This window comes from Georgenia daeguensis, assembly GCF_039537705.1.
Classification (GTDB): Bacteria; Actinomycetota; Actinomycetes; order Actinomycetales; family Actinomycetaceae; genus Georgenia; species Georgenia daeguensis.
This window is the reverse complement of the sequence record NZ_BAABBA010000016.1, coordinates 18381-44239: the sequence shown is the minus strand read 5'-3', so window position 1 is coordinate 44239 and position 25859 is coordinate 18381. Positions and strand designations below refer to the sequence as shown.

Annotated in this window: 26 protein-coding genes; 17 read left to right on the top strand and 9 right to left on the bottom strand. The window is 71.6% G+C overall.

Features of this window, described 5'->3' with window-relative positions:
- Positions 1-185 precede the first annotated feature (185 nt).
- Positions 186-797 carry a superoxide dismutase family protein gene (locus ABD774_RS15150; RefSeq protein WP_345042870.1) on the top strand — a complete coding sequence of 204 codons (612 nt, stop codon included), beginning with the start codon at positions 186-188 and terminating at the stop codon, positions 795-797.
- A 33-nt stretch (positions 798-830) separates the two neighbouring features.
- Here the strand turns inward: ABD774_RS15150 and ABD774_RS15145 are convergent, their stop codons facing one another.
- From ABD774_RS15145 to ABD774_RS15130, 4 genes are read right to left on the bottom strand one after another with little or no spacing between them, the layout of a single operon-like run.
- Positions 831-3101 carry an LLM class flavin-dependent oxidoreductase gene (locus ABD774_RS15145; protein ID WP_345042867.1) on the bottom strand — a complete coding sequence of 757 codons (2271 nt, stop codon included), beginning with the start codon at positions 3099-3101 and terminating at the stop codon, positions 831-833.
- A 28-nt stretch (positions 3102-3129) separates the two neighbouring features.
- Positions 3130-4074, bottom strand: coding sequence for an LLM class flavin-dependent oxidoreductase (locus ABD774_RS15140; protein ID WP_345042865.1), 945 nt, complete (start codon positions 4072-4074; stop codon positions 3130-3132).
- 35 nt (positions 4075-4109) lie between these two features.
- Positions 4110-4760: an NADPH-dependent F420 reductase gene (locus ABD774_RS15135; RefSeq protein WP_345042862.1), complete on the bottom strand. Its 651-nt coding sequence runs from the start codon at positions 4758-4760 to the stop codon at positions 4110-4112.
- Positions 4757-5812 (bottom strand): LLM class flavin-dependent oxidoreductase, encoded by a 1056-nt coding sequence (locus ABD774_RS15130; protein WP_345042859.1) that lies wholly within the window; start codon positions 5810-5812, stop codon positions 4757-4759. The genes ABD774_RS15135 and ABD774_RS15130 overlap by 4 nt, the downstream gene beginning before the upstream one ends.
- 120 nt (positions 5813-5932) lie before the next feature.
- Between ABD774_RS15130 and ABD774_RS15125 the strand changes: the two genes are divergently transcribed.
- Positions 5933-6463: a MarR family winged helix-turn-helix transcriptional regulator gene (locus ABD774_RS15125; RefSeq protein WP_345042857.1), complete on the top strand. Its 531-nt coding sequence runs from the start codon at positions 5933-5935 to the stop codon at positions 6461-6463.
- 393 nt (positions 6464-6856) lie between these two features.
- On the opposite strand, the gene nrdF is transcribed toward ABD774_RS15125, so the two are convergent.
- From nrdF to nrdH, 4 genes are all read right to left on the bottom strand, one after another.
- Positions 6857-7831 (bottom strand): class 1b ribonucleoside-diphosphate reductase subunit beta, encoded by a 975-nt coding sequence (gene nrdF / locus ABD774_RS15120; RefSeq protein WP_345042855.1) that lies wholly within the window; start codon positions 7829-7831, stop codon positions 6857-6859.
- A 139-nt stretch (positions 7832-7970) separates the two neighbouring features.
- The gene (gene nrdE, locus ABD774_RS15115; protein WP_486327328.1) at positions 7971-10052 is read right to left on the bottom strand and encodes a class 1b ribonucleoside-diphosphate reductase subunit alpha; all 2082 of its coding nucleotides are present in this window, start codon (positions 10050-10052) and stop codon (positions 7971-7973) included.
- A 44-nt stretch (positions 10053-10096) separates the two neighbouring features.
- A complete protein-coding gene (gene nrdI, locus ABD774_RS15110; RefSeq protein WP_345042850.1) occupies positions 10097-10513 on the bottom strand; it encodes a class Ib ribonucleoside-diphosphate reductase assembly flavoprotein NrdI in 417 nt (138 codons plus the stop codon).
- Positions 10514-10618: 105 nt separating this feature from the next.
- Positions 10619-10867, bottom strand: coding sequence for a glutaredoxin-like protein NrdH (gene nrdH, locus ABD774_RS15105; protein ID WP_345042847.1), 249 nt, complete (start codon positions 10865-10867; stop codon positions 10619-10621).
- A gap of 604 nt (positions 10868-11471) precedes the next feature.
- On the opposite strand from nrdH, the gene ABD774_RS15100 reads away from it, so the two are divergent.
- The 11 genes from ABD774_RS15100 (at position 11472) to ABD774_RS15050 (ending at position 20335) form a co-directional block, all read left to right on the top strand.
- The gene (locus ABD774_RS15100; RefSeq protein WP_345042845.1) at positions 11472-12113 is read left to right on the top strand and encodes an ABC transporter permease; all 642 of its coding nucleotides are present in this window, start codon (positions 11472-11474) and stop codon (positions 12111-12113) included.
- Positions 12114-12201: 88 nt separating this feature from the next.
- Positions 12202-13317, top strand: a complete 1116-nt coding sequence (locus ABD774_RS15095; RefSeq protein ID WP_486327327.1) for an ABC transporter ATP-binding protein — start codon at positions 12202-12204, stop codon at positions 13315-13317.
- Between the two features lie 83 nt (positions 13318-13400).
- Entirely contained in the window at positions 13401-14141 is a 741-nt protein-coding gene (locus ABD774_RS15090; protein WP_345042994.1) for an ABC transporter permease, read from the top strand.
- Positions 14141-15130 carry a glycine betaine ABC transporter substrate-binding protein gene (locus ABD774_RS15085; protein ID WP_345042840.1) on the top strand — a complete coding sequence of 330 codons (990 nt, stop codon included), beginning with the start codon at positions 14141-14143 and terminating at the stop codon, positions 15128-15130. Before ABD774_RS15090 ends, ABD774_RS15085 begins: the two co-directional genes overlap by 1 nt.
- 250 nt (positions 15131-15380) lie before the next feature.
- On the top strand, positions 15381-16418 hold the full coding sequence (locus tag ABD774_RS15080; protein WP_345042838.1) for an enoyl-CoA hydratase/isomerase family protein: 1038 nt from the start codon (positions 15381-15383) through the stop codon (positions 16416-16418).
- Between the two features lie 34 nt (positions 16419-16452).
- On the top strand, positions 16453-16911 hold the full coding sequence (locus tag ABD774_RS15075) for an S-ribosylhomocysteine lyase (RefSeq protein ID WP_345042836.1): 459 nt from the start codon (positions 16453-16455) through the stop codon (positions 16909-16911).
- Complete coding sequence (mtnN, locus tag ABD774_RS15070; RefSeq protein WP_345042833.1) at positions 16908-17660, top strand: 5'-methylthioadenosine/S-adenosylhomocysteine nucleosidase; 753 nt, start codon at positions 16908-16910, stop codon at positions 17658-17660. The genes ABD774_RS15075 and mtnN overlap by 4 nt, the downstream gene beginning before the upstream one ends.
- Before the next feature lie 4 nt (positions 17661-17664).
- A complete protein-coding gene (locus ABD774_RS15065; RefSeq protein ID WP_345042831.1) occupies positions 17665-18420 on the top strand; it encodes a Mut7-C RNAse domain-containing protein in 756 nt (251 codons plus the stop codon).
- 107 nt (positions 18421-18527) lie between these two features.
- The gene (locus ABD774_RS15060) at positions 18528-19139 is read left to right on the top strand and encodes a hypothetical protein (protein ID WP_345042828.1); all 612 of its coding nucleotides are present in this window, start codon (positions 18528-18530) and stop codon (positions 19137-19139) included.
- 31 nt (positions 19140-19170) lie between these two features.
- Positions 19171-19668, top strand: a complete 498-nt coding sequence (locus ABD774_RS15055) for a metallophosphoesterase family protein (protein ID WP_345042826.1) — start codon at positions 19171-19173, stop codon at positions 19666-19668.
- A gap of 100 nt (positions 19669-19768) precedes the next feature.
- Positions 19769-20335 (top strand): DinB family protein, encoded by a 567-nt coding sequence (locus ABD774_RS15050; RefSeq protein WP_345042823.1) that lies wholly within the window; start codon positions 19769-19771, stop codon positions 20333-20335.
- A 168-nt stretch (positions 20336-20503) separates the two neighbouring features.
- Here ABD774_RS15050 and ABD774_RS15045 read toward each other — a convergent pair whose 3' ends face one another.
- Positions 20504-21907 carry an MFS transporter gene (locus ABD774_RS15045; protein WP_425554566.1) on the bottom strand — a complete coding sequence of 468 codons (1404 nt, stop codon included), beginning with the start codon at positions 21905-21907 and terminating at the stop codon, positions 20504-20506.
- A 191-nt stretch (positions 21908-22098) separates the two neighbouring features.
- Between ABD774_RS15045 and ABD774_RS15040 the strand changes: the two genes are divergently transcribed.
- From ABD774_RS15040 to ABD774_RS15025, 4 genes are all read left to right on the top strand, one after another.
- Complete coding sequence (locus ABD774_RS15040; protein WP_345042819.1) at positions 22099-22242, top strand: hypothetical protein; 144 nt, start codon at positions 22099-22101, stop codon at positions 22240-22242.
- 305 nt (positions 22243-22547) lie between these two features.
- Complete coding sequence (gene guaD / locus ABD774_RS15035; RefSeq protein WP_345042816.1) at positions 22548-23879, top strand: guanine deaminase; 1332 nt, start codon at positions 22548-22550, stop codon at positions 23877-23879.
- Positions 23876-25276 carry an NCS2 family permease gene (locus ABD774_RS15030; RefSeq protein WP_345042814.1) on the top strand — a complete coding sequence of 467 codons (1401 nt, stop codon included), beginning with the start codon at positions 23876-23878 and terminating at the stop codon, positions 25274-25276. Before guaD ends, ABD774_RS15030 begins: the two co-directional genes overlap by 4 nt.
- Before the next feature lie 180 nt (positions 25277-25456).
- Entirely contained in the window at positions 25457-25813 is a 357-nt protein-coding gene (locus ABD774_RS15025; RefSeq protein WP_345042811.1) for a YciI family protein, read from the top strand.
- The last annotated feature ends 46 nt before the right edge of the window (positions 25814-25859 follow it).

Genomic DNA, 25859 nt, shown 5'->3' with positions numbered 1-25859 from the left:
CGCTGCCCGCCGAGAGGGCGACGCGTGGGTGACACGGCGGTGACGGTCGTGTCATAGCCGCCAGGACACAATGTGGGCGCCGGGGACCGCGCGACATCGGGGTCGCGCACCTGGGGACGACCGCCGAGCGGGCGCTCCACGTTCCTGGGCGAGCCCGCCTCGGCCGACCACCGAAGGAGGAAGTCATGCGGAGAGCGATGATGGCCAGCGCCGCATCTGCCGGGATCCTGCTGGCGACGGGCGGGATATTGAGCTTCGGCGGGGACGGCGACCACGGGGGCGGTCACGGCCACCACCACGGCGGCTGGGACCTGTCCGGAACCTTCCGCGACGACGACGGCGACTCGCTCGGCAGGGTCCGGATCGACACCGACGACGGCAGGACCCGCGTCGCGGTCCGGGTCAGCGACCTGGAGCCGGGCTTCCACGCGTTCCACGTCCACGGGATCGGGAAGTGCGAGCCGGACAGCGCGAACCCGTCAGACCCCGAGCAGGTGGGCGACTTCCTCTCCGCCGGTGGCCACCTCGGTGCCGGGGAGGCCGACCACGGTCAGCACATCGGTGACCTGCCGTCGCTGTTCGTCGACGAGGACGGGCGGGCGACGCTGACGTTCGAGACCGACGCCTTCGACGAGGACGACCTGCTCGACGACGACGGGAGCGCCGTCATGATCCACGCGGGCCGGGACAACTTCGCCAACATCCCGGAGCGCTACGCGCCTGACGGACCGGACGCGACGACCCGCGCCACCGGGGACGCCGGCGGACGGGTGGCCTGCGCCGTCGTCGCGGACTAGGAGCCCGCTCCGCAGCACGAAGGGCGGCTGCCGCTATGGGCGCGCGGGTTCGTGGGCGGGGTCGATGTTGAAGTTGTCGCGGAAGGCGTTGTCGGGGTCGTAGCGACGCTTGAGGTCGCGCAGCCGGTCGAGGGTCCGGGGCGGGTAGGCCTCGAGGAGCCGCTCCGGGCGGGTGTCGGTCTCGAAGCTGGCGTACAGGCCGGTGAAGTGCCGGCGCATCGCGTCCCAGATCGGGTCCAGGCGGGTGCGGCTGGCGCCCATGGCGACGACCTGGAAGTTCGCCGAGCGGTGCGCGAAGGCGGTGGCGTCGGGGGCGACGTCGGCGATCGCGCCGCCCATGGCGCGGATCTGGAACCAGTAGGACTCCCCGCTGGCGATGAGGCGGGCGGCGTCAGCCGCGAACTCGGGCGTGAGGTGCTCGAGCAGACCGGTGCGGCTGATCGGTTCGCCCTGGCCGGCGTGCATGCCCTCGGGCGGGGTGACGATGCCGGTGTAGGGGGTGATCTGGACCTGCTGGCCCACGAGCGGGCCGAGGCCGGCGAAGGGCCGGAGCCGGGCGAGGATGGTGTCGGGGTCGTCGGAGTCGATGACGGTCATGGTCTGGGCGATCACGCGCCCGTCGCGGGGGCGGCCGATGATGAGGAAGCTGGTCAGGTCCCGCGGTGCGGCCTCGACGGCGGCGCCCCAGCTCTCCAGGAAGGCTGCGGTGTCCGTGGCGTCGAAGATGAGCTGGGCGTAGCCGAGGTCGCCGACCTCGTCGGCCTGGAACTCGAAGGCGGTGACGATGCCGAAGTTGAACCCCGCCCCGCGGATGGCCCAGAACAGGTCGGGGCTCTCGGTCTCGCTGGTGCGGACGAGGCTGCCGTCGGCGAGCACGATCTCGGCGGCGCGGAGGTGGTCGATGGTCAGGCCGTGCTGGCGGCCGAGGAAGCCGATGCCGCCGGTGGTGGCCAGGCCGCCCACGCCGACGCCGCCGTAGTCACCGGAGCTGAGCGCCCAGCCGCGGGGCTGGAGGGCCTCGGCGACGTCGCCCCAGCGGGCGCCGGCCTCGATCCGGACCAGGCGGGTGGTCTCGTCGAGGACGTCGATCCGATTCATGGGCGACAGATCGATGATGATGCCGCCGTTGTTGGTGGAGCGCCCGGAGATGCCGTGGCCGCCGCTGCGGACGGACAGGGGCACGGGCTGGGCGCGGGCGAACGTCAGGGCGTCGGCGACCTCGGCGGCGTCGTGGACCCGGAGCACCAACCCGGGTGACCCGCCGCGCATGTACCCCGACCGGACGGTCGGGTAGGCGGCGTCACCGGGCTCGACGGCGCCGCCGCGCAGCCCGGCCGGAAGATGGTCGTAGTCGATGCCCTCGCGCCGCCTGGCCCGGATACGGATGCTGGGCACGACGCCGACCGGGGTTCCCCGGGTGGCGCGCTCGGTGTCGACGGCCTCGCGCAGGGCGGGGGCGACCTCGCCGGCGAAGCGGCGCAGCGCCTCCGGGTCGTCGGAGGCGAGGATGATGGTGCCGGCGCCGTCCTCGACGACGTGCGGCAGCAGCTCCTCGACCCACTGCTCCGCGGGTCCGGTGAGGAACCCGCCCGGTGTCGGGGTGAAGCGGCCGGAGACGTTGACGATGCGGCGGATCTCGCGGGGGTCGCGGCCGGCCGCGGTGGCGGCGGCGTCGATGCGGGCGTTGCCGGCGGCGAGGTCACGCAGGCCCGCGGTGGCGCCGGGGACGATCCAGCCGTCGGCCCGCTCGCCGATCAGCCGGAGCATGCGGGGCTTGCCCCCGCCGACCCAGACGGGGATGTTGTGCGCGGGGGCCGGGCCGCGCTCGGCACCCTGCAGACGGTAGTGCTCACCGACGTGACTCAGCGGGGACCGGGAGTCGGCGGCCCAGATACCGCGGACGACGTCGATCGCCTCCGCCAGGGCGTCGACCGACTCCCCGGGGTCCAGGCGGGGGACGCCCATGGCCGCCATCGCGTCCCAGAAGAAGCCGGCGCCGAGCGCGAGCTCGACCCGGCCGCGGGACATCAGGTCCAGACTCGCCGCGGCCCGGGCGACCACGGCGGGCGGGCGCATGGGGACGTTGAGGACGTTGGCCGCCAGGTGGATCCGCGTGGTCCTCGCAGCGACCCAGCTCAGCAGGGTCCAGGTGTCGTGGAAGCGGGGCTGGTAGGGGTGGTCCTGGAACGTGGCCAGGTCGTAGCCGAGGTCCTCGCTCAGGCGGGCGAGGTCGACCGGGGCCTGCGGCCGGTCGTTCGTCGGCGTGATGAAGGTGCCGAACTGCAGGGGGTGGCCGTAGTCCACGAACGTCTCTCTCTTGTCTCGGTGGGGGTCAGCTGCCGGCGCGGAAGAAGCTCGACCCGGTCGCAGCCGCGGGGGCCGCTGCCCGCTCGGCGGCGACGAGCTCGCGCAGGGCGGGCGCGACCTCCTGGGCGAAGAGCGTCAGGGTGGTGGGGTCGTCGCCCATGAGGATGTAGCCGCTGAAGCCGTACTGCAGGGTCAGGGCGGCGAGCTGCTGGACCCACTGCTCGGGCGGGCCGACCAGGAGGCGGTTGCTCGACTCGGGGGTGAACTGGCCGCCGATGTTCAGGAAGCGGCGCACGGCGCGCGGGTCGCGGCCGGCCTCGGTGGCGGCCTGGTCGATGGTCGCGTTGGCGTCGGAGAGGTCCTGCAGGCTCTTGATGTAGCCCAGTGACGGCAGCCAGCCGTCGGCCTGGCGTCCGGTCAGGCGCAGCATGCGGGGCTTGTAGGCGCCGATCCAGATGCCGATGTCGTGGGCCGGCGCCGGTCCGCGCTTGGCGCCGTCGACCCGGTAGTGGGTGCCGTCGACCACGAACCGCTCGCGGTTCCCGGTGTCCCAGGTGCCGCGGATGATGTCGATCGCCTCGCTCAGGGCGTCGACCCCCTGGCCGGCCGTGAGCCGCCGGCCGCCCATGGCCTCGATGGCGTCCCAGAAGCCGCCGGCGCCCAGGCCGAGCTCGAACCGGCCGCCGCTGAGCAGGTCCAGACTCGCGGCCGCGCGGGCCAGCACCGCCGGGGGACGGAGCGGGAGGTTGGTGACGTTGGGGGCGACGTGGATGCGTTCGGTCTCGGCGGCGACCCAGCTCAGCAGGGTCCAGGTGTCGAGGAAGCCGGGCTGGTAGGGGTGGTCCTGGAAGGTGGCCAGGTCCAGGCCGAGCTGCTCGCTGAGCTGGGCCAGGCCGATCACCCGGTCCGGTGCGGCGTTGGTGGGGGTGATGAACGACCCGAACAGCAGGTCGTGTCCGTAGTCGGGCATGCTTCCTTCTTCCGTGGAGGTCTCGGTGCGCCGGGTCAGCGGGTCGGCTGGGCGGCGTCGGCGCGTTCGAGCAGCCGCTCGAGGGCGCGCCGGTCGTGCCGTCCGGTGAAGATCTCGGTCCCGGGCTCGAGGGCGACCCCGGCCGCCAGCGGCCCGGCGTCGACGGCGTCGAAGCCGAGGCGCTCGATCAGCTCCAGGACGCCGGCGCGGGCGGCGCCGTCGTCCCCGGCCACCGCCAGGGCGCGGCGGTCCGGTGTGCCGGCGGGGGCGTGGTCGGTCTCGAGCTCGTGGTAGCCGATGTGGTTCAGCGTCTTGACCAGCCGGGCGCCGGGCAGGTGGTCGGCGACCATCTCCGAGGAGGATCGAGCGACCCCGAGAGCGGGGATGTGCCCGTCGGTCTCGGCCCAGTAGTTCATCGCATCGACGACGACGCGGCCGGCGAGCATGTCCGGGTCAAGGGTGGCGTACCTGCGCAGCGGCACGGCCAGCACCACCAGGTCGCCCGTCCGGGCAGCCTCGGCCGCGGTGACGGCTCTCGCGCCGGGCGCCATCACCTCCACGATCAGGTCGATGTCGGCCGGGTCGCCCGACGCGGCGATCGCCACGTCGTGCCCGGTCCGCAGCGCCTGGCGGGCGATCGCCGTCCCTACCCGGCCGGCGCCCAGGATCCCGAGGGCGGGGCTCATGCCGGCACCTTGGTGCCGAGCTCGGCGTCGACCAGCGGCTTGACCTCGGTGCCGAGCAGCTCGACGGAGCGCAGGAAGTCGGCCTGGGGCAGATGCCCGATGTCGATCTGGAAGATCTGGCGCACATGACCCAGATCCCGGTGCAGCGCCACGATGCGGGCCGCGACCTCCTCAGCGTTGCCCACGAAGAAGGCGCCGTCCGGGGCGGTGTCGCGGTCGTAGACACGACGGTCGGGGCCACGCCACCCTCGGGTCGGGGCGAGGGCGGCCATCATGTTGCCCCAGTGGGTGAACCACAGGTCCCTCGCGCGCTGGCCGTCCTCGTGGACGAAACCGAGGTTCGCGACGGCGACCTTGATGCGCTCCTCGGGGTGCCCGGCGCGCCGGGCGGCGGTGCGGTACAGGTCCGCCAGTCCGGCGAAGCGGGCCGGCTGGCCGCCGATGATGCCGTAGGCGAGCGGCAGGCCCTGCTGGCCCGCGCGCATCGAGGAGGACGGGCTGCCGCCGGTGGCCCGCCACAGGGGCAGCCTGCCGGCGTCGGGCCGGGGCACCACGACCGCGTCGGTCAGCGGGGCGCGGAAGCGGCCCCGCCAGCTGATGGGCTCGTCCTCCCCCAGGTCGTTGAGCTGCATCAGCAGGGCCAGCTTCTCCTCGTACAGGGCGTCGTAGTCCTCGAGGGCGTAGCCGAAGAGCGGGAAGGACTCGATCGAGGAGCCGCGGCCCGCGGTGATCTCCGCCCGCCCGCCCGAGATCGCGTCCAGGGTCGCGAACTGCTGGAACACACGCACCGGGTCGTCGGTGCTCAGCACGGTCACCGACGAGCCCAGACGGATGTTGTCCGTGATCGTCGCGGCGCCGGCCAGCACCGTGGCGGCCGCCGACGCCGGCATCTGTCGGGTGTGATGCTCACCGATCCCGAAGTAGTCCAGGCCGACCTGGTCGGCCACCCGGATCGCCTCGAGCAGGTTGCGCTGCGCGTCGGCGGTGCTGCCGAGCCGCCCCGTCGCCGGGTCGCGCTGGACATCGCCGAAGCTGTAGATCCCGAGCTCCACGTCCCTGGTCCTTCCACTCTGCCGGCGACGGAACCTCCGCACCCCAGATGTGTTGCGGAACAGACGATATGCGCAGCCGACGTGTTGTGCAACCACTCAACGCGGGATAACATTCCGTCGGTGAGCACTCAGCGCCAGGACCGTGGACCCGGCGGCCACGCCGAGGACTTCGGCTGGTCCCTAGGCGTTCTTCTCCGCGCCTACCAGGACGCCATGAGTGGGGTTCTCGCAGACCTCCCGCACGGCCACCGCGGCTACCAGATCATCAGCACCGTGGTCCACGGCGACCAGCCCAGCCAGCTCGCCCTGGCCGCCCATCTCGGCATCGACCGGTCCGTGATGACCTACCTCATCGACGACCTCGTCGAGGCGGGCCTGGTCGAGCGCCGGCCCAACCCGGCCGACCGGCGGCAGCGCAAGATCGTGGCCACCGACGCCGGTACCCGGACGTTGGCCGAGCTCGAGCGGCGCGTCCAGGACGCCCAGGACGCTGTTCTCGCCCCGCTCGGCCCGGACGAGCGCGAGACCCTGTGCACCCTCGTGCGCCGGGTCGCCTGCGACGTCCGCGACATCGACACCCGCCAGGACCCCTGCGAGGTCGCAGACGAGCTGCTCGGTCCACGCCACCACGGGGTGGCGGCCAAGCGCTGACTCCTCCCCTCACAGGCCCGTGCGACGACCCGGCGGGCACTCCAGACGGGTGGTGGTGCCGCCGACCAGGGAAGATCCGGCACCACGTGCCGGAAACGGGACCCTGGAGGTAGTTGACGACCCGTCGGCGGCACCACGCGCCCACCCGCGAGCCGACGACGAGACTCCACAGCCACGTTCGAGGCCGCCTGGCCTCTGCACCTTCGGGGATCCGCGGGGACAGCCGCCACGGACGTGACCACCTGGACCGGCTCGTGGGCTACGCCGCCTCAGGCGACCCGGGCGATCCGTTTCGACAAGGCGGCCCTGACCGGCACCACGCACCGACTCTCGCCGCAGAGTCGCCGCGAAGTCTGCAGAGTGCCAGTCAGGGCCTTGCTCGGCACGACGACCTCAGAAGTCCCAGTCCTCGTCCTCGGTGTTCACGGCCTTGCCCATGACGTAGCTGGAGCCGGAGCCGGAGAAGAAGTCGTGGTTCTCGTCCGCGTTGGGGCTCAGCGCGGAGAGGATCGCCGGGCTGACGTTCGTCTGGTCCTTGGGGAACAGGCCCTCGTAGCCGAGGTTGTTCAGGGCCTTGTTCGCGTTGTACCGCAGGAACGCCTTGACGTCCTCCGTCAGCCCCAGCGGGTCGTACAGGTCCTCGGTGTACTGCTCCTCGTTCTCGTACAGCTCGAAGAGCAGCTCGAACGTGTAGTCCTTGAGCTCCTGGCGGCGCTCGGCGGACGCCTTCTCCAGGGCCCGTTGGAACTTGTAGCCGATGTAGTAGCCGTGGACGGCCTCGTCGCGGATGATCAGGCGGATCAGGTCCGCGGTGTTGGTCAGCTTGGCGTGGCTGGACCAGTACATCGGCGCGTAGAAGCCGGAGTAGAAGAGGAACGACTCGAGCATGGTCGAGGCGACCTTGCGCTTCTCCGGGTCGTCGCCGCGGTAGTAGTCCATGACGATCTGGGCCTTGCGCTGGAGGTTCTCGTTCTCCTCCGACCAGCGGAAGGCCTCGTCGATCTCCTTGGAGGAGATCAGCGTGGAGAAGATCGAGGAGTAGCTCTTCGCGTGGACCGACTCCATGAACGCGATGTTCGTGTAGACGGCCTCCTCGTGCGGGGTCACGGCGTCCGGGATGAGCGAGACGGCGCCGACGGTTCCCTGGATGGTGTCCAGGAGCGTGAGCCCGGTGAAGACGCGCGTGGTCATGAGCTTCTCGGACTCGGTCAGCGTCGCCCACGACTGGATGTCGTTGGACAGCGGCACCTTCTCGGGCAGCCAGAAGTTGGAGGTCAGGCGGTCCCAGACCTCGACGTCCTTGTCGTCCTGGACGCGGTTCCAGTTGATGGCCTGGACGCTGCTGACCAGCTTCAGCTTCTCCGACACGGTGCGTGCCTCTCCTGTTTCGTCTGCCGGCACCGGGGCCGGGGTGTGCTGTGCGGGGCGGGGGTGGACCGCCCGGGTGGGATCCTCCCACCGGGGGCCGACGGCGGAGCATGGCGTCCGCCGTCGGCCGGCGGGAGTGTCAGAGCATGCAGCTGACGCAGCCCTCGACCTCGGTCCCCTCGAGGGCGAGCTGGCGGACGCGGATGTAGTAGAGCGTCTTGATGCCCTTGCGCCAGGCGTAGATCTGGGCCCTGTTCACGTCACGGGTGGTGGCGGTGTCCTTGAAGAACAGCGTCAGCGACAGGCCTTGGTCCACGTGCTGCGTGGCCTCGGCGTAGGTGTCGATGATCTTCTCGGGGCCGATCTCGTAGGCGTCCTCGTAGTACTCGACGTTGTCGTTCGTCATGTACGGCGCCGGGTAGTACACCCGCCCGATCTTGCCCTCCTTGCGGATCTCCACCTTGGACACGATCGGGTGGATGGAGGACGTGGAGTTGTTGATGTAGGAGATCGAGCCGGTCGGCGGGACGGCCTGGAGGTTCTGGTTGTAGATGCCGTGCTGCTTCACCGACTCGGCCAGCGCGCGCCAGTCCTCCTGCGTGGGGATGTGCACGCCGGCGTCGGCGAAGAGCTGACGCACCCGCTCGGTGCGCGGCTCCCAGGTGCCGCTGACGTACTTCTCGAAGTACTCGCCGCTGGCGTACTTGGAGTCCTCGAAGCCCTTGAAGGTCTGGCCCTTCTCGATGGCGATCTTGTTGGACTCCGCGATGGCGTGGAACGCCACCGTGTAGAAGTACATGTTCGTGAAGTCCAGGCCCTCCTCGGAGCCGTAGAAGATCCGCTCGCGCGCTAGGTACCCGTGCAGGTTCATCTGCCCCAGGCCGATGGCGTGGGAGTCGTTGTTGCCCTGCTCGACCGAGGGAACGGACCAGATGTGGGTCTGGTCGGCGACGGCGGTCAGCGCGCGGATCGCCGTGCCGACCGTCTTCCCGAGGTCCGGGGAGTCCATGGCCTTGGCGATGTTCAGCGAGCCGAGGTTGCAGGAGATGTCCTTGCCGACCTGGGCGTAGCTGAGGTCCTCGTTGAACGTCGAGGGAGTGGAGACCTGGAGGATCTCCGAGCACAGGTTCGACATGGTGATCTTGCCCTTGATCGGGTTGGCCCGGTTCACCGTGTCCTCGAACACGATGTAGGGGTAGCCCGACTCGAACTGCAGCTCGGCGAGGGTCTGGAAGAAGTCGCGCGCGTTGAGCTTGGTCTTCTTGATCCGGCCGTCGTCGACCATCTCGTGGTACTTCTCCGAGACGTTCACCTCGGAGAACGGCACCCCGTAGACGCGCTCGACGTCGTAGGGCGAGAACAGGTACATGTCCTCGTTCTTCTTGGCGAGCTCGAAGGTGATGTCCGGGATCACCACGCCGAGGGAGAGGGTCTTGATGCGGATCTTCTCGTCCGCGTTCTCCCGCTTGGTGTCGAGGAACTTCATGATGTCGGGGTGGTGGGCGTTGAGGTACACCGCACCGGCGCCCTGGCGGGCCCCGAGCTGGTTGGCGTAGGAGAAGGAGTCCTCGAGGAGCTTCATCACGGGGATGACGCCCGAGGACTGGTTCTGGATCTTCTTGATCGGGGCGCCGGCCTCGCGGATGTTCGTCAGGGACAGCGCCACGCCCCCGCCACGCTTGGAGAGCTGGAGCGCGGAGTTGATGCCGCGGGCGATCGACTCCATGTTGTCCTCGACGCGCAGCAGGAAGCAGCTGACGAGCTCGCCGCGCTGCGCCTTGCCGGCGTTGAGGAACGTGGGGGTCGCGGGCTGGAAGCGGCCGGCGAGGATCTCCTCGACCATGTTCGTCGCCAGCGTCTCGTCGCCGTCGGCCAGGGCGAGGGAGACCATGACCACGCGGTCCTCGAACCGCTCGAGGTAGCGCTTACCGTCGAAGGTCTTGAGCGTGTACGACGTGTAGTACTTGAACGCGCCGAGGAAGGTGTCGAACCGGAACTTCTTCGACCACGCGAGGTCCCAGAGCTTCGTGAGGAACTCGAAGGAGTACTTGGCGAGCACCTCGCCCTCGTAGTAGCCCTCCTCGACCAGGTAGTCGAGCTTCTCCTTGAGGGTGTGGAAGAAGACGGTGTTCTGGTTGACGTGCTGGAGGAAGTACTGACGCGCCGCCTCACGGTCGGCGTCGAACTGGATCTTGCCGTCCGCGTCGTACAGGTTGAGCATCGCGTTCAGCGCGTGGTAGTCGAGCTCCGGCGCGCTGGCGACCTCTACGCCGGTATCTGTGAGCGTTGCTGCCAAAACTGCCCCAATCCCTCGCGGACGCGCGTGACGTCCTCGGTCGTTCCCAGTAGTTCGAATCGGTACAGGTACGGCACCTTGCACTTCGCGGCGACGATGTCGCCGGCAATGCAGTAGGCCGCACCGAAGTTGAGGTTGCCGGCGGCGATGACGCCCCGGATGAGTGAACGGTTGTGCTCGTCGTTGAGGAACCGGATGACCTGCTTGGGCACCGCTCCGCGGCCGTTCCCGCCGCCGTAGGTGGGGACGAGGAGCACGTACTCCTCCTCCGCACGCAGCGGCGGGTCGGTCGCCCGCAGCGGGATGCGGTCAGCGGGCAGGCCGAGCTTCTCCACGAACCGGTGGGTGTTGTTCGTGGCGGAGGAGAAGTAGACGATGCTGCCCATTTCTGCCCCTCTCGTGCCGGTGCTGACCGCGCCGCCGCGGGTGGTGCGTTGGTGTTCGGCCGGGCCACCGGGTCGCGATGACCCGGCCGAAGATGAGGGCGAACCTCAGGCGCTCACGGCGGCGGCCTGCTGGGCCGCCAGCGCCTTGATCTTGTCGGGACGGAAGCCGGACCAGTGGTCGCCGTCGGCGAAGACCACCGGCGCCTGCTGGTAGCCGAGCGCCTTGACGTTCTCGAGCGCCTCGGCGTCGACCGTGATGTCCACGACCTCGTACTCGAGCCCCTGCTTGTTCAGCGCGCGGTAGGTGGCGTCGCACTGGACGCAGGACGGCTTGCTGTAGACGGTGATGCTCATCTGAGCCGATCTCCTTGCCTCGGTGCGTCGTCACAGGCCAGAAAACGCTCTGACACGGTTGTAACAACAAGAATGTGGTTCGTGCCGGGCTGCACTTCATCCCGGGTCTCAAACACTACACCTAGGGGTGGTGCACGACAGGGACCCCAAGATGATGGGGAAGGGCGTGTCGTCGCACGCCGTCCGTCCACACCCCTCACCACCCCTCTGTGGAGCCGCGCCCGCCGGGTGGGGACGGCCTGTGGACGAGCTCGCGCCGGAGCTGTGACGGCCGCCTCCCCCACGTCCGAGACTCGCACGCACCACTGACATCGCCGCCCGCCGACCGGGTGCGACCCGGCTGTGGACAGGGCCGGCGGGCCATCGTCCACACGCTGTGCACAGACCGGCGCCCGGAGGTTCCCGGACCCCGTCCCGGCGGTCCGATATTCCGGCGTGTCGCGTCGCCCCGGCGTGTCGCGTCGGCCCTCCCGGGTCGCGAGGGCACCGCAACTTCTATATCGTCGATCGCCGCCCGTAATTGAAGAGGCTCGACAGCGGCGCACGTCGCCGTCGCCTGACCGGCCCGCGGGCCGGCCGACCGCCCTGGAGGAGACACCACCACATGTGGGACTACGTGCTCGAACGACGCGGGCAGATCCTCTACCTCGCGTACCAGCACGCGAGTCTCGTGATCCAGTGCGTGGTGCTCGCCACGGTGATCGCGCTCGTCGTGGCGGTGCTCGTGTACCGCAGCCCGCGGCTGTCCTCGCTGGCGAACTCGGCCTCGGCGATCGGCCTGACGATCCCCTCGTTCGCCCTGCTCGGCCTGCTGCTGGCGCCCTTCGGCTTCGGGGTCCTGCCAGCCGTCATCGCCGTCACCTTCTACGCGGCGCTGCCGATCCTGCGCAACGCCGTCGTGGGCCTCTCCGGAGTCGACCGCGGCACGGTGGAGTCGGCGCGGGGCATCGGGATGAGCCGCGCGGCCACCCTCGCGCGCGTCGAGCTCCCGCTGGCCTGGCCCGTGATCCTCGCCGGGATCCGCGTGTCCACGCAGATGGTCATGGGCATCGCCGCCGTGGCCGCGTACGTCCTCGGCCCCGGCCTCGGCGGCTTCATCTTCTCCGGCCTCGCCCGGCTCGGCGGGGCGAACTCCGTCTACTCCACTCTCACCGGGACGATCGCCGTCGTCCTCCTCGCCCTCGTGGTCGACCTCCTGCTCGTGCTGGTCGGCCGCCTGACCATCCCCAGGGGGATCCGTGCCTGACACCGCCGCACCCGCCTCGTCCGTCGCCGCCGCCCCGTCGGCCGCCCCGTCGGCCGTCTCGTCGGAGACCGGCACCACGGGGGTCGCCATCCACCTCCAGGACGTCACCAAGCAGTACGCCGGGCAGGCCCGGCCCGCCGTCGACCACATCGACCTGGAGATCCGCGCCGGCGAGATGCTCATGCTCGTGGGCCCGTCCGGCTGCGGGAAGACGACGACGCTGAAGATGATCAACCGGCTCATCGAGCCGAGCTCGGGCCGGATCGTCGTCGGCGGCGAGGACGTGACCACCACCAACCCGGACTGGCTGCGCCGCCGCATCGGGTACGTCATCCAGGCCGGCGGCCTCTTCCCCCACATGACCGTGGGGGCGAACGTCGCCCTCGTGCCGGGGATGCTCAGGTGGGACAAGGCGCGCACGGCCGCCCGGGTGGACGAGCTCCTCGAGCTGGTCGGCCTCGACCCGGCGACCTACCGCGACCGGTACCCCCGCGAGCTCTCCGGCGGCCAGCAGCAGCGCGTGGGCGTGGCCCGGGCCCTGGCCGCGGACCCGCCGGTGCTGCTCATGGACGAGCCCTTCGGCGCCGTGGACCCCATCACGCGCCAGCGCCTGCAGGACGAGCTGCTGAACCTGCAGGAGGAGCTCGGCAAGACCATCGTCATGGTCACCCACGACTTCGACGAGGCAGTCAAGCTCGGCGACCGGATCGCGATCCTCGACGTCGGTGCCCGGGTGGTCCAGCTGGACACCCCGGAGGAGATCCTCGCCAACCCCGCGGAGGACTTCGTCGCCGACTTCATCGGCAAGGGCGCCGCGCTCAAGACGCTGTCGCTGACCCGCATGAGCGACCTCGCCCTGCAGCAGGGGACGACGGCGCAGGCCGGGGAGTCCGGCCCCCAGGCCGCAGCCCGGGCCCGGCAGGCGGGGGACGACCACGTCGCCGTCCTCGACGGCCGCGGCCGGCCCCTGCGCTGGCACCCCGCGGACCAGCTGGCCGCCGAGACCGCGATCTCCGCGGAGGTCGACGAGATGCTGCCCACGCTGGCGCGCCGCTCCACCCTCAGCGAGGCCCTGGACACGATGCTGACCGCGTCCCAGAACGGCGTGATCGTCACCGGCCGGCGTGACGCCTACCTCGGCTACGTCACCGTCGACCAGGTGATGTCCCACATGACGCCGGAGGCCGCGGGGGCCTCCTCGTGAGCGCCCCGGCACCGGCCCGGCCTGACGGCGACCGCACCCGGGCCGTGCCGGAGACCCAGGCTGCGGCCGCCGTCGAGGCCACGATCGAGTCCTCGGCGGGCTGGCGGTCCTGGCGCGGCCTCCTCATCCAGCCGGCGCTGATCGCCGTCGTCCTGGCGGGCTACTTCGTCTGGCTGGCGACGGCGGACCTCACCGAGACCGAGGCTCGCCCCCTCTCCTGGGACTCCCTGGGCCCGGCCATCGCGGAGCACCTCCGGCTCACGTTCCTGGCGGCCGCGATCGTCGTGGTCCTGGCGGTCCCGCTCGGGATCCTGCTGACCCGGCGGCCGCTGCGGCGGCTGTCCGGACCGGTGATCGCGGTGGCCAACGTGGGCCAGGCGGCCCCCGCCATCGGGCTGTTCGTCCTCCTGGCCATGTGGCTCGGCTTCGGCCCGTGGACCGCGGTCGTCGCCCTGGTGGCGTACGCCGTGCTCCCGGTGCTGCGCAACACCATGGTCGGGCTGTCCGGCGTGGACGCCAAACTGGTCGAGGCGGGCCGGGGCATGGGGATGTCCGCCCTCGCGGTGCTGCTGCGGGTGGAGCTGCCCCTGGCCGTGCCGGTCATCCTCGCCGGGGTGCGCACCGCCCTGGTGCTGCTGGTGGGCACCGCCACCCTCGCCGTCTTCATCGACGGCGGCGGGCTCGGCATTCTCATCACCACCGGCATCAACCTGTACCTGCCCGACCTGCTCGTCTCCGGCGCCCTGCTGGTCGCGCTGCTGGCACTGCTGATCGACTGGCTCGGCCGCGTCGTCGAGCACGTCGCCCACCCCCGAGGACTGTGATGAACCGCCGCAACCGCACCGCCGCCACCCTCGCCGCCGGCGCGGCCGCCCTGGGCCTGGCCGGCTGCGGACTGCAGCCCGCCACCGGCTACGTCCCCGCCGTCGCCCCCGCCGCCATCGAGCCTGTCGAGGGCGCGGAGGACGTCTCGGTGACCGTGGGCTCGAAGAACTTCACCGAGCAGCTCATCCTCGGCAAGATCGCCGTCCTCGCGCTGCGCGCCGCCGGGTTCCAGGTCACCGACTCCACGAACATCCCCGGCTCCGTGGCCGCCCGCGAGGGCCAGCTGGCCGAGGACACCGACATGCAGTGGGAGTACACCGGCACCGCGTGGGTGGTCTACATGGGCCAGCAGGGCATCCCCGACCAGCAGGAGCAGTGGCAGGCCGTCCACGACGCCGACCTGGAGAACGGCCTGACGTGGCTGCCGCCCGCACCCATGAACAACACCTACGGCTTCGCCATGGGGCCCGACGCCGCGGCCGCGCTCGGGATCACCTCGCTGAGCGAGATCAAGGACCTGCCCGTCGAGCAGCGCACCTTCTGCGTGGAGTCCGAGTTCCGCAGCCGTGACGACGGCCTGGAGCCGATGCTCGAGCACTACGGCATCCCGCTCGACTCCCCCGACGGCGTCCCCAGCGACAACATCCGGGTCATGGACACCGGCGCCATCTACGCCGCGACCGCGAACGGCGCGTGCAACTTCGGTGAGATCTTCACGACCGACGGCCGCATCCTCGCCCTGGACCTGACGGTGCTGGAGGACGACGAGGCGTACTTCCCGTCCTACAACGTGGCGCCGTACCTGGACACCGAGCTGGTCGAGCAGTTCCCGCGCATCGCGGACGTCTTCGAGCAGATCACGCCCCTGCTGACCGACGAGCTGCTCATCGAGCTCAACGCCCGCGTCGACGTCGACGGCGAGGAGCCGGCCGACGTCGCCCTGGACTGGATGGTCTCCGAGGGGCTCGTCACCCGACCCGAGGGGTAGGAGCGGCGCCTCCGCCCTCGGCACGTGCAGCCACGGGGAGCCACGTCCTGCAGCCGCCGGACGTGCCGCGGACGACGGTGAGGCTCGAGGACTCGACGACGGTGAGGATTCGACGGCGCAGGGGCACCGAAACCTCACCGATCCGGTGACCGGTCGCCGAGTTCGTGACCTCTCCGGCACGAGCGGACGGGTCGACGAGTCGGGCAACCCGGACGAGAGGCTGACCGCCGGCCGTGAGAAGGTGACGGGCATGACGGTGCGGTCGTGGACGGAAGGGAAGGTCGGCCGGCTCGAGCTGGACCGGCCCCGGGCTCTCAACGCGCTGGACCTGGGCATGATCCGGGCACTGCGCGAGGTGCTCGAGCGGTGGCGGACGGACGACGCGGTCGCCGAGCTGCTGGTCACCGGCGCGGGCGGGCGCGCGTTCTGCTCCGGCGGGGACGTCCGGGCGGCCCGCGAGGCGATCCTCGCCGGGCGCCCCGACCTCTCGGAGACGTTCTTCGCCGAGGAGTACGCGCTCAACCGGGCGATCGCCGAGTACCCCAAGCCGTACGTCGCCGTGCTCGACGGCGTCGCGATGGGCGGCGGGCTCGGCGTGAGCGTCCACGGCAGCGCGCGCGTGGTCACCGAGCGCGCGCTGCTCGCCATGCCGGAGACGGCGCTCGGCTTCACCCCCGACGTCGGCGCCACCCACTTCCTCTCCCACCTGACCGGCGACCCCACCGGCGCCGTCGGCCGCTACCTCGCGCTGACCGGTGCGCGCATCGGCGCGGCCGACGCCCTCGCCCTGGGCCTGGCGACCCACTTCGTCCCGGCCGCGTCCGTCGTCGCCCTCCTGGACGACGCCGGAGCCGACGGCACCGCGGCGGCCCTCGCCCGCCACGCGGCGGACCCCGCCGAGGCCGGCGCGTCCGTGATCGCACCGCACCGCGACGCGATCGACGCCGCCTTCTCCGCCGGCACGGTGCCCGAGATCCTCGCCCGCCTGGACGCCGCCGGCGAGGAGTGGGCGGCCGGTACGGCGGCGACGCTGCGCACGATGAGCCCGACCTCACTGGTCGTCGCCCTGGAGCTGCTCAGGGCCGCCGCGACGTCGTCCCTCGCGCGGTCCCTGGAGAACGAGCTGCGGGCCGCCGTGTGGCTGACCGGCCGCCCGGACTTCGCCGAGGGCGTGCGCGCGGTGCTCGTGGACAAGGACCGCGCCGCCGCCTGGTCCCCGGCCACGGTCGAGGACGTGGACGCCGAGGAGATCCGTCAGCTGCTCGTCACGGCGCCGGCTGCGGGATGATGGCGGCGCACCGACCCCACCGAAGGAGCCCCGCATGCCCATGAACGTCGAGAGCTTCAACCTCGACCACCGCACCGTCGCCGCGCCGTACGTGCGGGTGGCCGACACCAAGCACCTGCCCGGCGGGGACGTGCTGACCAAGTACGACGTGCGCTTCTGCCAGCCCAACGTCGACCACCTCGAGATGCCGGTGGTGCACTCCCTCGAGCACACCTTCGCCGAGCACGTGCGCAACCACTCGGACGACGTCGTGGACTTCTCCCCCATGGGCTGCCAGACAGGCTTCTACCTGCTGCTGGTCGGCGAGCACCCCTACGAGGAGGTCCTCGACCTCGTCGCCACCACCCTGCAGGACGTCGTCGACGCCACCGAGGTCCCCGCCGCCAACGAGACGCAGTGCGGGTGGGCCGCCAGCCACACCCTCCCCGGCGCCCAGGTGGCCGCGCGGGCGATGCTGGCCCGCCGCGACGAGTGGGCGCAGGTGACGGCGTGAGCACGCTCCACACCACCGCCGCCGACGCCTCGGGCATCGCGACGCCGCCCGGCCGGGGCCCGGCCGTGGACGCCGTCGTCGTCGGCGCGATGGACGAGGAGATCCGTCCCTACTCGCGCCGCGCCACCGACGCCGGCCCGGTGGTCGAGCGCGGCCGCGCCCGCGGCCAGGTGGTGAAGATCGGCGGCGCGACGCTGCTCATCGTGCGCAGCGGCATCGGGCTGGTCAACGCGGCCGCGGCGGCCGTCGCCGCCCTCTCCACCTCCCGGCCGCGCGCCATCATCTCGACCGGCTCGGCGGGCGGTCTCGCGAAGGGCGTGAAGGTGGGCGACGTCGTCGTCGGCGACTCCTACACCTACGCGGGGGCCGACGCGACGGCGTTCGACTACGTCCGCGGGCAGGTCCCGGGGATGCCGGCGTCCTACGAGGCCGACCAGGCGCTCCTCGCGGCGGCCTCCAGCGCGGCACCGCCCGCCGGCGCGCTCCGGGTGGGCCAGATGGTCTCGGACGACTCCTTCATCACCGACGTCAACATCGCCGAGGTGCGTGGGCACTTCCCCGACGCGCTGAGCACGGACATGGAGACCACCGCCCTGGCGCAGGTTGCGCACTCCTACTCCCTGCCCTTCCTGTCGGTGCGCGGCATCTCCGACCTGTGCGGGCCGGACGCCGGCGAGGACTTCCACCTCGGCGTGGACGAGGCCGCCGAGCGGGCCGCCGTCGTCGTCCTGGCGGCGCTCGGGGCGTAGCGCGATGGGCGCGACGGTCCGGCTGCTCGTCGCGCCCGAGCTGCGCTCGTTCCTCCCGCCGAGGTCCCGGCGCGACGGCGGGCTCGACGTCCCGCTCGACCCCGGCACGCCCCTCGCCCACCTCGTCCCGGCCGCGGGCGTCCCCCTCACCGAGGTGGGCGCCCTGCGCGTCGTGGACAACGATGCCCAGGTGACCCCGGAGCACCGCCCGTCCCCGGGTGCCGTGGTGGAGGTCGCCGCGGTGAGCCGTCCCCAGCTGGCGGTCTCCGCGCGCTTCGTCCTCGACGTCCATCTCGGCGCGCTCGCCCGGCGGATGCGCCTGCTCGGCCTCGACGTCGCCTACGGCAACGACGTGGGTGACGCGGACCTGGTCGCCCGCGCGCTCGGCGAGGCCCGGGTGCTCCTCACCCAGGACCACGCGCTGCTGCGCCGCCGCGTGCTGGCTCCCCTCCCGGCCGGCGACGGCGGGGCCTTCCTCGCGCGCGCGGCGCACGTGCGCGGCAGCGCCGTGGCGGACCAGCTCGACGACGTCCTGGACCGGTTCGCGCCCCCGCTCGCGCCGTACACGCGCTGCGTCGCCTGCGGCGGCGAGCTCGTCCCCGCGAGCGTCGAGGAGGTGGCCCACCTGCTCGAGCCCGGCACGCTGCGCACCTACCGGGAGTTCGTCCGGTGCGCGGCGTGCGGGCGGCCGTACTGGCACGGCGCGCACGGGCGGCGGCTCGACGCTCTCGTGCGGCAGGTGCTGCGCGCGCACGGCTGAGCGAGGCGAGGCATCGGCGCAGGTGAGAGCGCCTCTCCGGTGGCCGGAACGCTCCACCTCCGGTTCCATGGGACCAGGCATCATCGAACCTAAGGAGGCACGTCCTCATGGAACCGTGGATCTGGATCGTCATCGCGGTCGTCGTCGTGGCACTGATCATCATCCTGGTCATCGCCTCGAGCAGGAAGAAGCGGGAGCGGGAGCTCGTCGCGCAGCAGGAGCGCCGCGCCCAGGCGCGGGACCTACGCGCGAAGGGCGAGGAGCGTGACCTGGCCGCCCGCGAGCGTGCCGCCGAGGCGGCGGCCACCGACGCCGAGGCCCAGCGGGCGCGGGTCGAGGCCGACCGGCTCGAGCGCGAGGCGCGGCTGCGTGCCGAGGAGGCGGAGAAGGTTCGTCTGGAGGCGGAGCGTCACCAGCGCGACGCCTCGGCCCTCGACCCGGACGACCTCGCCACACGCGAGGGCTCGCACGGTCGCCACGGGTCCGACACGTACGCCGACGACGCCGGTGCGACCGGCGCCCGGTTCACGGATCGCGACCGCGACGCCGACCGGGACGGCCTCACGGACCGGGACCGCCTCACCGACCGCGACCGGGACGGGCTCACCGACCGGGACCGGGACGGGCTCACCGACCGGGACCGCCTCACCGACCGCGATCACGGCCGGCACGAAGGGGACGTCGACCCCCGGCGGACCGACGACCGCCCGCTCACCTGAGCGGCGCCCCTGACCTCGGGGCGGCGGCGCGGTGACCACCACCGCGCTGCTGCTCGCCGACACCCAGTGGCCCAGGCGCGCCAAGGAGCTTCCCGCGCAGGTCTGGGCCGCGGTCGAGCGCGCCGACCTCGTCATCCACGCCGGCGACTGGGTGGACGTCCGGCTGGTCGACGAGCTCACCGCACGGTCCCGGCGCCTGGTCGGCTGCTGGGGCAACAACGACGGCCCGGAGATCCGCGGCCGGCTGCCCGAGGTGGCCCGGGTGACGGTCGAGGGCACCCGCATCGCCGTCGTCCACGAGACCGGGGCCGCCCAGGGCCGCGAGCGACGGATGGACGCGGCGTTCCCCGACACCGACGTCCTCGTCTTCGGGCACAGCCACATCCCGTGGGACACGACCACTCCGAAAGGGCTGCGGCTGCTCAACCCCGGCTCGCCCACGGACCGGCGGCGCCAGCCCCACCGCACCTACATGAGGGCGACGATCGGCGGGCCCGGGGTGCTCGAGGTGACGCTGCACCGGCTGTGAGGCGGCAACGCCGCCGGGTGTCCTGCGCCGACCACGGCGACAGCAGCATCCGGCACAAAACGCTGTTCCGGTCCGCCTCGCCCGTCCTAGGGTCGCGCACATGGACGAGCCGAAGGCAACCCTCAAGCGCTACCTGACGAGCCTGCACGAGGCGGTGCTGTGGAAGGCGGACGGACTCAGCGAGCGCGACCTGCGCCGGCCACTCACCCCCACCGGGACCAACATCCTCGGCGTGGTCAAGCACCTGGCGAGTGTCGAGCTCGACTACCTCGCACTGTTCGGGCAGCCGCACGGCATCGAGCTCTCGTGGAACGAGGAGGGCGCCGAGGACAACGCCGACATGTGGGCCACGGAGGACGAGTCGCGCGAGTTCGTCCTGCAGCTGTACGAGCGCGCCCTGGAGTACAGCCTGCACACGATCGATCAGCTGCCGCTCGACACCGAGCGGCAGGTGCCGTGGTGGAAGTCCGGCCCCGTGACCCTGCACCTCGTTCTCGTCCACCTCGTGACCGAGACCGCCCGGCACGCGGGGCACATCGACATCCTGCGTGAGCTCATCGACGGCCAGGCCGGGCTGAGGGAGGGCGTGAGCAACCTCCCGGACCAGGGCGAGCAGTGGTGGGCCGACTACGTCGCACGGCTCCAGCGCACCGCCGACCGGTTCTGAGAGGCTTCCCGGCCGCACCCACCACTCGCCACGACAAGGGGCCCGGTGGCTCGGGTGACATCGGGACGGCTCGGGCCCCGCCACCCACGAAGGGTGACGGGGCCCGGACGGTGACGGGGCCGATGGCTCCGTCTGGCGCCGCGGGCGAGCCCGGGCGTCCGGCGATCGTCAGGCGGCGACGCGGGCGTCGTCGTCGAGGGTGTCCAGGTCGAGGTCCCTGGTCTCCTTGGTCGAGAACAGCGCGAGGAGGGTCAGCAGGGCCATCGCGCTGAGGTAGACGCCCACCCAGCCGACCCCGTAGGAGCTGGCCAGCCAGGCCGCGATGAACGGGGCGACGGCGGCACCCAGGATCGAGGAGACGTTGTAGGCGATCGCCGAGCCGGTGTAGCGCACGTTGGTCGGGAACAGCTCCGGCAGGATCGCGCTCTGCACGCCGAAGGTCAGCCCCATCAGCGTCATGCCGATGATGAGGAAGACGAGCATCAGGCCCATGTTCGCGCCGTCGCCCGTGCCCATGACGTCGGGGCTGAGGAAGGCGTTGAAGGTCAGGCCGAAGACGAGGATCAGGGCGGTGACGACGATGAGGAACGGCTTGCGGCCGAAGCGGTCCGCCAGGGAGCCGGAGACCGGCACGAAAGCGGCGAAGAAGAGGATCGCGAGCAGCTGCAGGACGAGGAAGTCCTGGTAGCCGATGCCGAGGAAGCCGTCCTCGACGGCGCCGATGGAGTAGCTGAGGATCCACGTGGTGAACAGGTAGAACAGCGTGTAGGTCGCCAGCATGATGAAGGTGCCCTGGATCAGCTGGCGCCAGCTGGTGCGGAAGACCGCCTTCAGCGGTGTCTTCACCTTCTCGCCGCGCGCGACGGCGCGGGCGAAGACCGGGGTCTCCTCGAGCTTGACCCGGACGTAGACGCCGAGCGCGACGATCACCGCCGAGGCCAGGAACGGCACGCGCCAGCCCCAGGTGAGGAAGGCGCCGTCGTGGGCCGGGTCGGTGCTGTCGTGGCCCATGGCGACGGCCAGCAGGAGGAAGAAGCCGTTGGCGAACAGGAAGCCGATCGGCGCGCCGAGCTGGGGCCACATCGCCGCCCGGGCCCGCTTGCCCTTCTCGGCGTACTCGGTGGCGAGCAGGGCGGCACCGCTCCACTCGCCGCCGAGCCCGAGGCCCTGGCCGAAGCGCATGATCGCGAGCATCGCCGGGGCCCACAGCCCGATCTGCGAGTAGGTGGGCAGGAGGCCGATCAGCACGGTCGCGATGCCCATGGTCAGCAGCGAGCCGAGGAGCGTGGCCTTGCGGCCGATGCGGTCGCCGTAGTGTCCGAAGAGCACCGACCCGACCGGCCGGGCGACGAAGGCGACGCCGAACGTGGCGAGGGACGCCAGGAGGGCACCGGTGGCGCTGGCCGAGGGGAAGAACAGCAGCGGGAAGACCGAGATGGCCGCCGTCGCGTAGATGTAGAAGTCGTAGAACTCGATCGACGTGCCGACGAGGCTCGCGAAGATGATGCGGCTGCGCGGGATCGGCGCGTGCTCGGGATCGGCCGGCCGGCCGGAGTCGGTGGTCGTGCTCAACGTGCTCACGGGTGGTCTCCTGTTCGAGAATTGACCGGTTGACGATACGTCGCTGCCCATACTGCGGACAGAGGCGGCCCGCGATCTGAGATCGATTTCACCACGCCGCACCGCTGACGCGACCCGGCTCACGTCGGGATCGGTCCGAAGGTCCCGCCGGACGGACCGCGCGCCGGACGAGGATCGACGGCGTGAGCAAGGTCGGTACCTACAACTCCCCCACCCCCGCCGTCGCCCGGGCCCGGCGGGCGTTCCAGCGACAGCTGGAGGTCGAGCGCCGACGTCGGGAGGCCGAGAAGCGGGGCGAAGGCCGGAGCCCCTCCACCGGACGCTGACCCACGGAGCGCCGCGACGTAGCCGCCCGACGCGTCGCCGTGACGGCTCGGGCTCCGACGACGTGCGGTGTTCGCTTGGTGGAAGTCCGGTTCCAGAATCCTTGTGGCGCGGGCCACAAGGGACTATGGTCCTGGCTCACACCGACGCCGTTGTTCGCATGGATAACCTGCGGGTCGGCTGCCTGCCCTCAACCATGCCGGTCCAGTCGATGGATCGACGTGTGCCGAGGAGTGCGCCATGCCCCAAGCTCCACGCGTTGCCGCACCGTGCGCGTAGCCCCGGACGGCCGCGGGGTGGCGCAGTGGTGACCATCTACCGCGCCACGGTGCTCGACACGCCCGGCGACCTGCCGACGGCGGACGGGCTTCGCGTGTCGGAGGACTGCGGCCTCGTCGTCAAGGACGGCACGATCACGTTCCGCGACGACTTCCCCGCCGTCCGGGCGGCGTTCCCGGACGAGCAGGTGGTCGACCTGCGCGGCGGGGTGCTGCTGCCCGGATTTGTGGACACCCACGTGCACTACCCGCAGGTCCGGGTGGTGGGCGGCCTCGGCAGGCCGTTGCTCGACTGGCTGCGCGAGTGCGCACTGCCCGAGGAGCTCGCCCTCTCCGACCCGGTGTACGCCCGCGGGGTGGCCCGCGACTTCCTGGCCGGGCTCGTGCACGCGGGGACGACCACGGCGCTCGTGTTCGGCTCCCACTTCCCCGACGCGGTCGACGCCCTGTTCGCCGAGGCCGAGACGGTGGGGCTGCGGATCACCGCCGGACTCGTCGTCAGCGACCGTCTGCTCGCCCCCGGCCTTCACACCACGCCGGCGACGGCGCTGCGCGAGGGCAAGGCCCTCGTCGATCGCTGGCACGGGCGCGGCCGGCTCCGGTACGCCGTCAGTCCGCGGTTCTCTCTCTCGGCCAGCGACGCGATGCTCGAGTCCTGCGCCGCGCTGATGGAGACCGCACCGGACCTGTGGTTCACCTCGCACCTGAACGAGAACCTCGACGAGATCGAGCACGTGCGCCGCCTGTTCCCCTCGGCGGAGAACTACCTGAGCACCTATGGCCGCCACGGCCTCGTCACCGGGCGCTCCGTGCTGGCGCACGACGTGCACCCGTCCGCGGCCGAGCTGGAGATGCTCGCCGGCGCGGGCGCCGCGGTCGCGCACTGCCCGTCGTCGAACTCCGCCCTGGGCTCCGGCCTGTTCCCGCTGCGCGCACACCTGGACGCGGGCGTGCGGGTCGCGCTGGGCACCGACGTCGGCGCCGGGACCGGCTTCTCCCTGCTGAAGGAGGGGCTCCAGGCCTACTTCGTGCAGCAGCTGCTCGACGGCGGAGTCGCTCTCACGCCCGCCCACCTCCTCCACCTCGCCACCCGCTCAGGAGCGCTCGCCCTCGGGCTGGGCGACCAGGTCGGCGACCTCAGCGTCGGGCGACAGTTCGACGCGGTCCGGCTCCACCCCCAGCCGGGCAGCACCCTCGACGTCGCGCTCCGCCACCCCAAGGACGCCACCGACGCACTCGCCAAGATCTTCACCCTTGGCACCCCCGCCGACATCGACGTCGTGCGGGTCGCCGGCCAGGTCGTCACCGCGCCGGCACAGCTGAGCCTCGACGGCTCCCTTTCCCCCATGGAGACCAGATGAGCACCACCATCGGCACCCGGAAGGCCACGGACACCGCGGTGCGCCGCGGGTTCCTCGACCGCTACTTCGGCATCAGCGCCGAGGGCTCCACCATCCCCCGCGAGCTGCGGGCCGGATTCACGACGTTCCTGACGATGAGCTACATCCTCTTCGTCAACCCCCAGGTCCTCTCAGCCGCGATCGACGTGCCCAACGCATCGGTCCAGCTGATGATGACGACGGCGATCGCCGCCTGCTTCGGCTCCCTGGTCATGGGGGTCGTCGCACGCTACCCGTTCGCCCAGGCACCCGGGATGGGGCTCAACGCCTTCTTCTCCTACACCGTGGTGGCCGGTATGGGGGTGCCGTGGCAGACCGCGCTCGGTGCCGTCTTCATCTCCGGCGTGCTGTTCGTGGTGCTCAGCGCGGTGGGCGCCCGCCGGGCGATCGTCATGGCGATCCCCATGAGCCTCAAGCTGGCCATCACCGCCGGCATCGGCTGCTTCCTCGCCTTCCTCGGCCTGCGCAGCGCCGGACTCGTGGTCACCAACGAGGCGACCATGGTCAGCCTGGGCTCACTCTCCAACCCGACCGCCTGGATCGCGATCATCGGCCTGCTCGTCACCGCGGTGCTCCTCCAGCTCAAGGTCAAGGGCGCGATCCTGTGGGGCATCCTCGGCAGCTCCGTGATCGCGATCGCCAGCGGCGCGAAGGTCTACACCGGGGCCGACGGCGAGATGCAGGCGTTCGGCGGGTTCGGCAACGGCGTGGTCGCGGCCCCCATCTGGCCGTCGGACCTGGTCGGGCAGCTCGACCTGGCCGGCGCCGTCGGCCTCGGCCTGCTGAGCGTGGTCTTCACGTTCTTCTTCGTCGACTTCTTCGACGCGACCGGCACCCTGACCGGCCTCGCGCAGCGCGCCGGCTACCTCGACGAGCGCGGCGACATGCCCCGCGCCAAGACGACCTTCGCCATGGACGGCCTGGCCGCCATGTTCGGCGCCTTCATGGGGACCTCGACGACCACCGCGTACGTGGAGAGCGCCTCGGGCATCGAGGACGGCGGGCGCACGGGGCTGACCTCGGCGACCACCGGGATCCTGTTCGCGGCGTCGATGTTCCTGTGGCCGCTCGCCGGCGCGATCCCCGGGGCTGCGACGGCACCGGCGCTGATCCTCGTCGGCGCGCTGATGATGGACGGCATCCGCAACATCGACTGGAGCGAGGTCTCCGAGGGCGTTCCCTCGTTCCTCGCGATCATCTCGATGCCGCTGACCTTCTCGATCGCCAACGGCGTGAGCCTCGGGGTGATCACCTACTGCGCCATCAAGCTCTTCACCGGCAAGGGGCGCGAGGTCCACATCATCCTGTACCTCGTCGCGGCACTGCTGGTGGCCAGGTACGTCTTCCTCGGCGGCTGAGGCGACGCGGTGCGTCGGACGGCCGGGCCCTCCGGGGGCCGTCCGGCGCACCGCGCGTCCGTCCCTCCGGTGCCGGTCGACTTTTCCCTTCCCTCCGGGTGTCGATCCACGGCACCCTCGTTCGTTGAGCAGGTAAAGGACGGGCATCGGGCCCGTCCCGCGACGAAGGAGCCGAGGACCATGACCCAGTACCTGATCTCCGTGTGGGGCACCGAGGAGGAGTCCTACGAGAACCCCGACCCCCAGGTGATGGAGAAGGCGTACGCGCAGGTCGAGGCGTTCAACAAGCGGATGCAGGACTCCGGCGCGTGGGTGTTCGCCGGCGGCCTCGAGGCGCCCAGCACCGCCACGACCGTCGACGCGTCCAACGGCGCGGACGCCGTCGTCACCGACGGACCGTTCCTGGAGACCAAGGAGCAGCTCGGCGGCTTCTGGGTCCTCGAGGCGCCCGACCTCGACGCCGCCCTCGCCCTCGCCCGGGAGGCCTCGGCGGCCTGCATGGGCAAGGTGGAGGTCCGCCCGTTCCAGGCGGAGTGACGACGGCGCAGCCCGGGGGTGGCAGCGGCGAGGTGACGACGGCGGT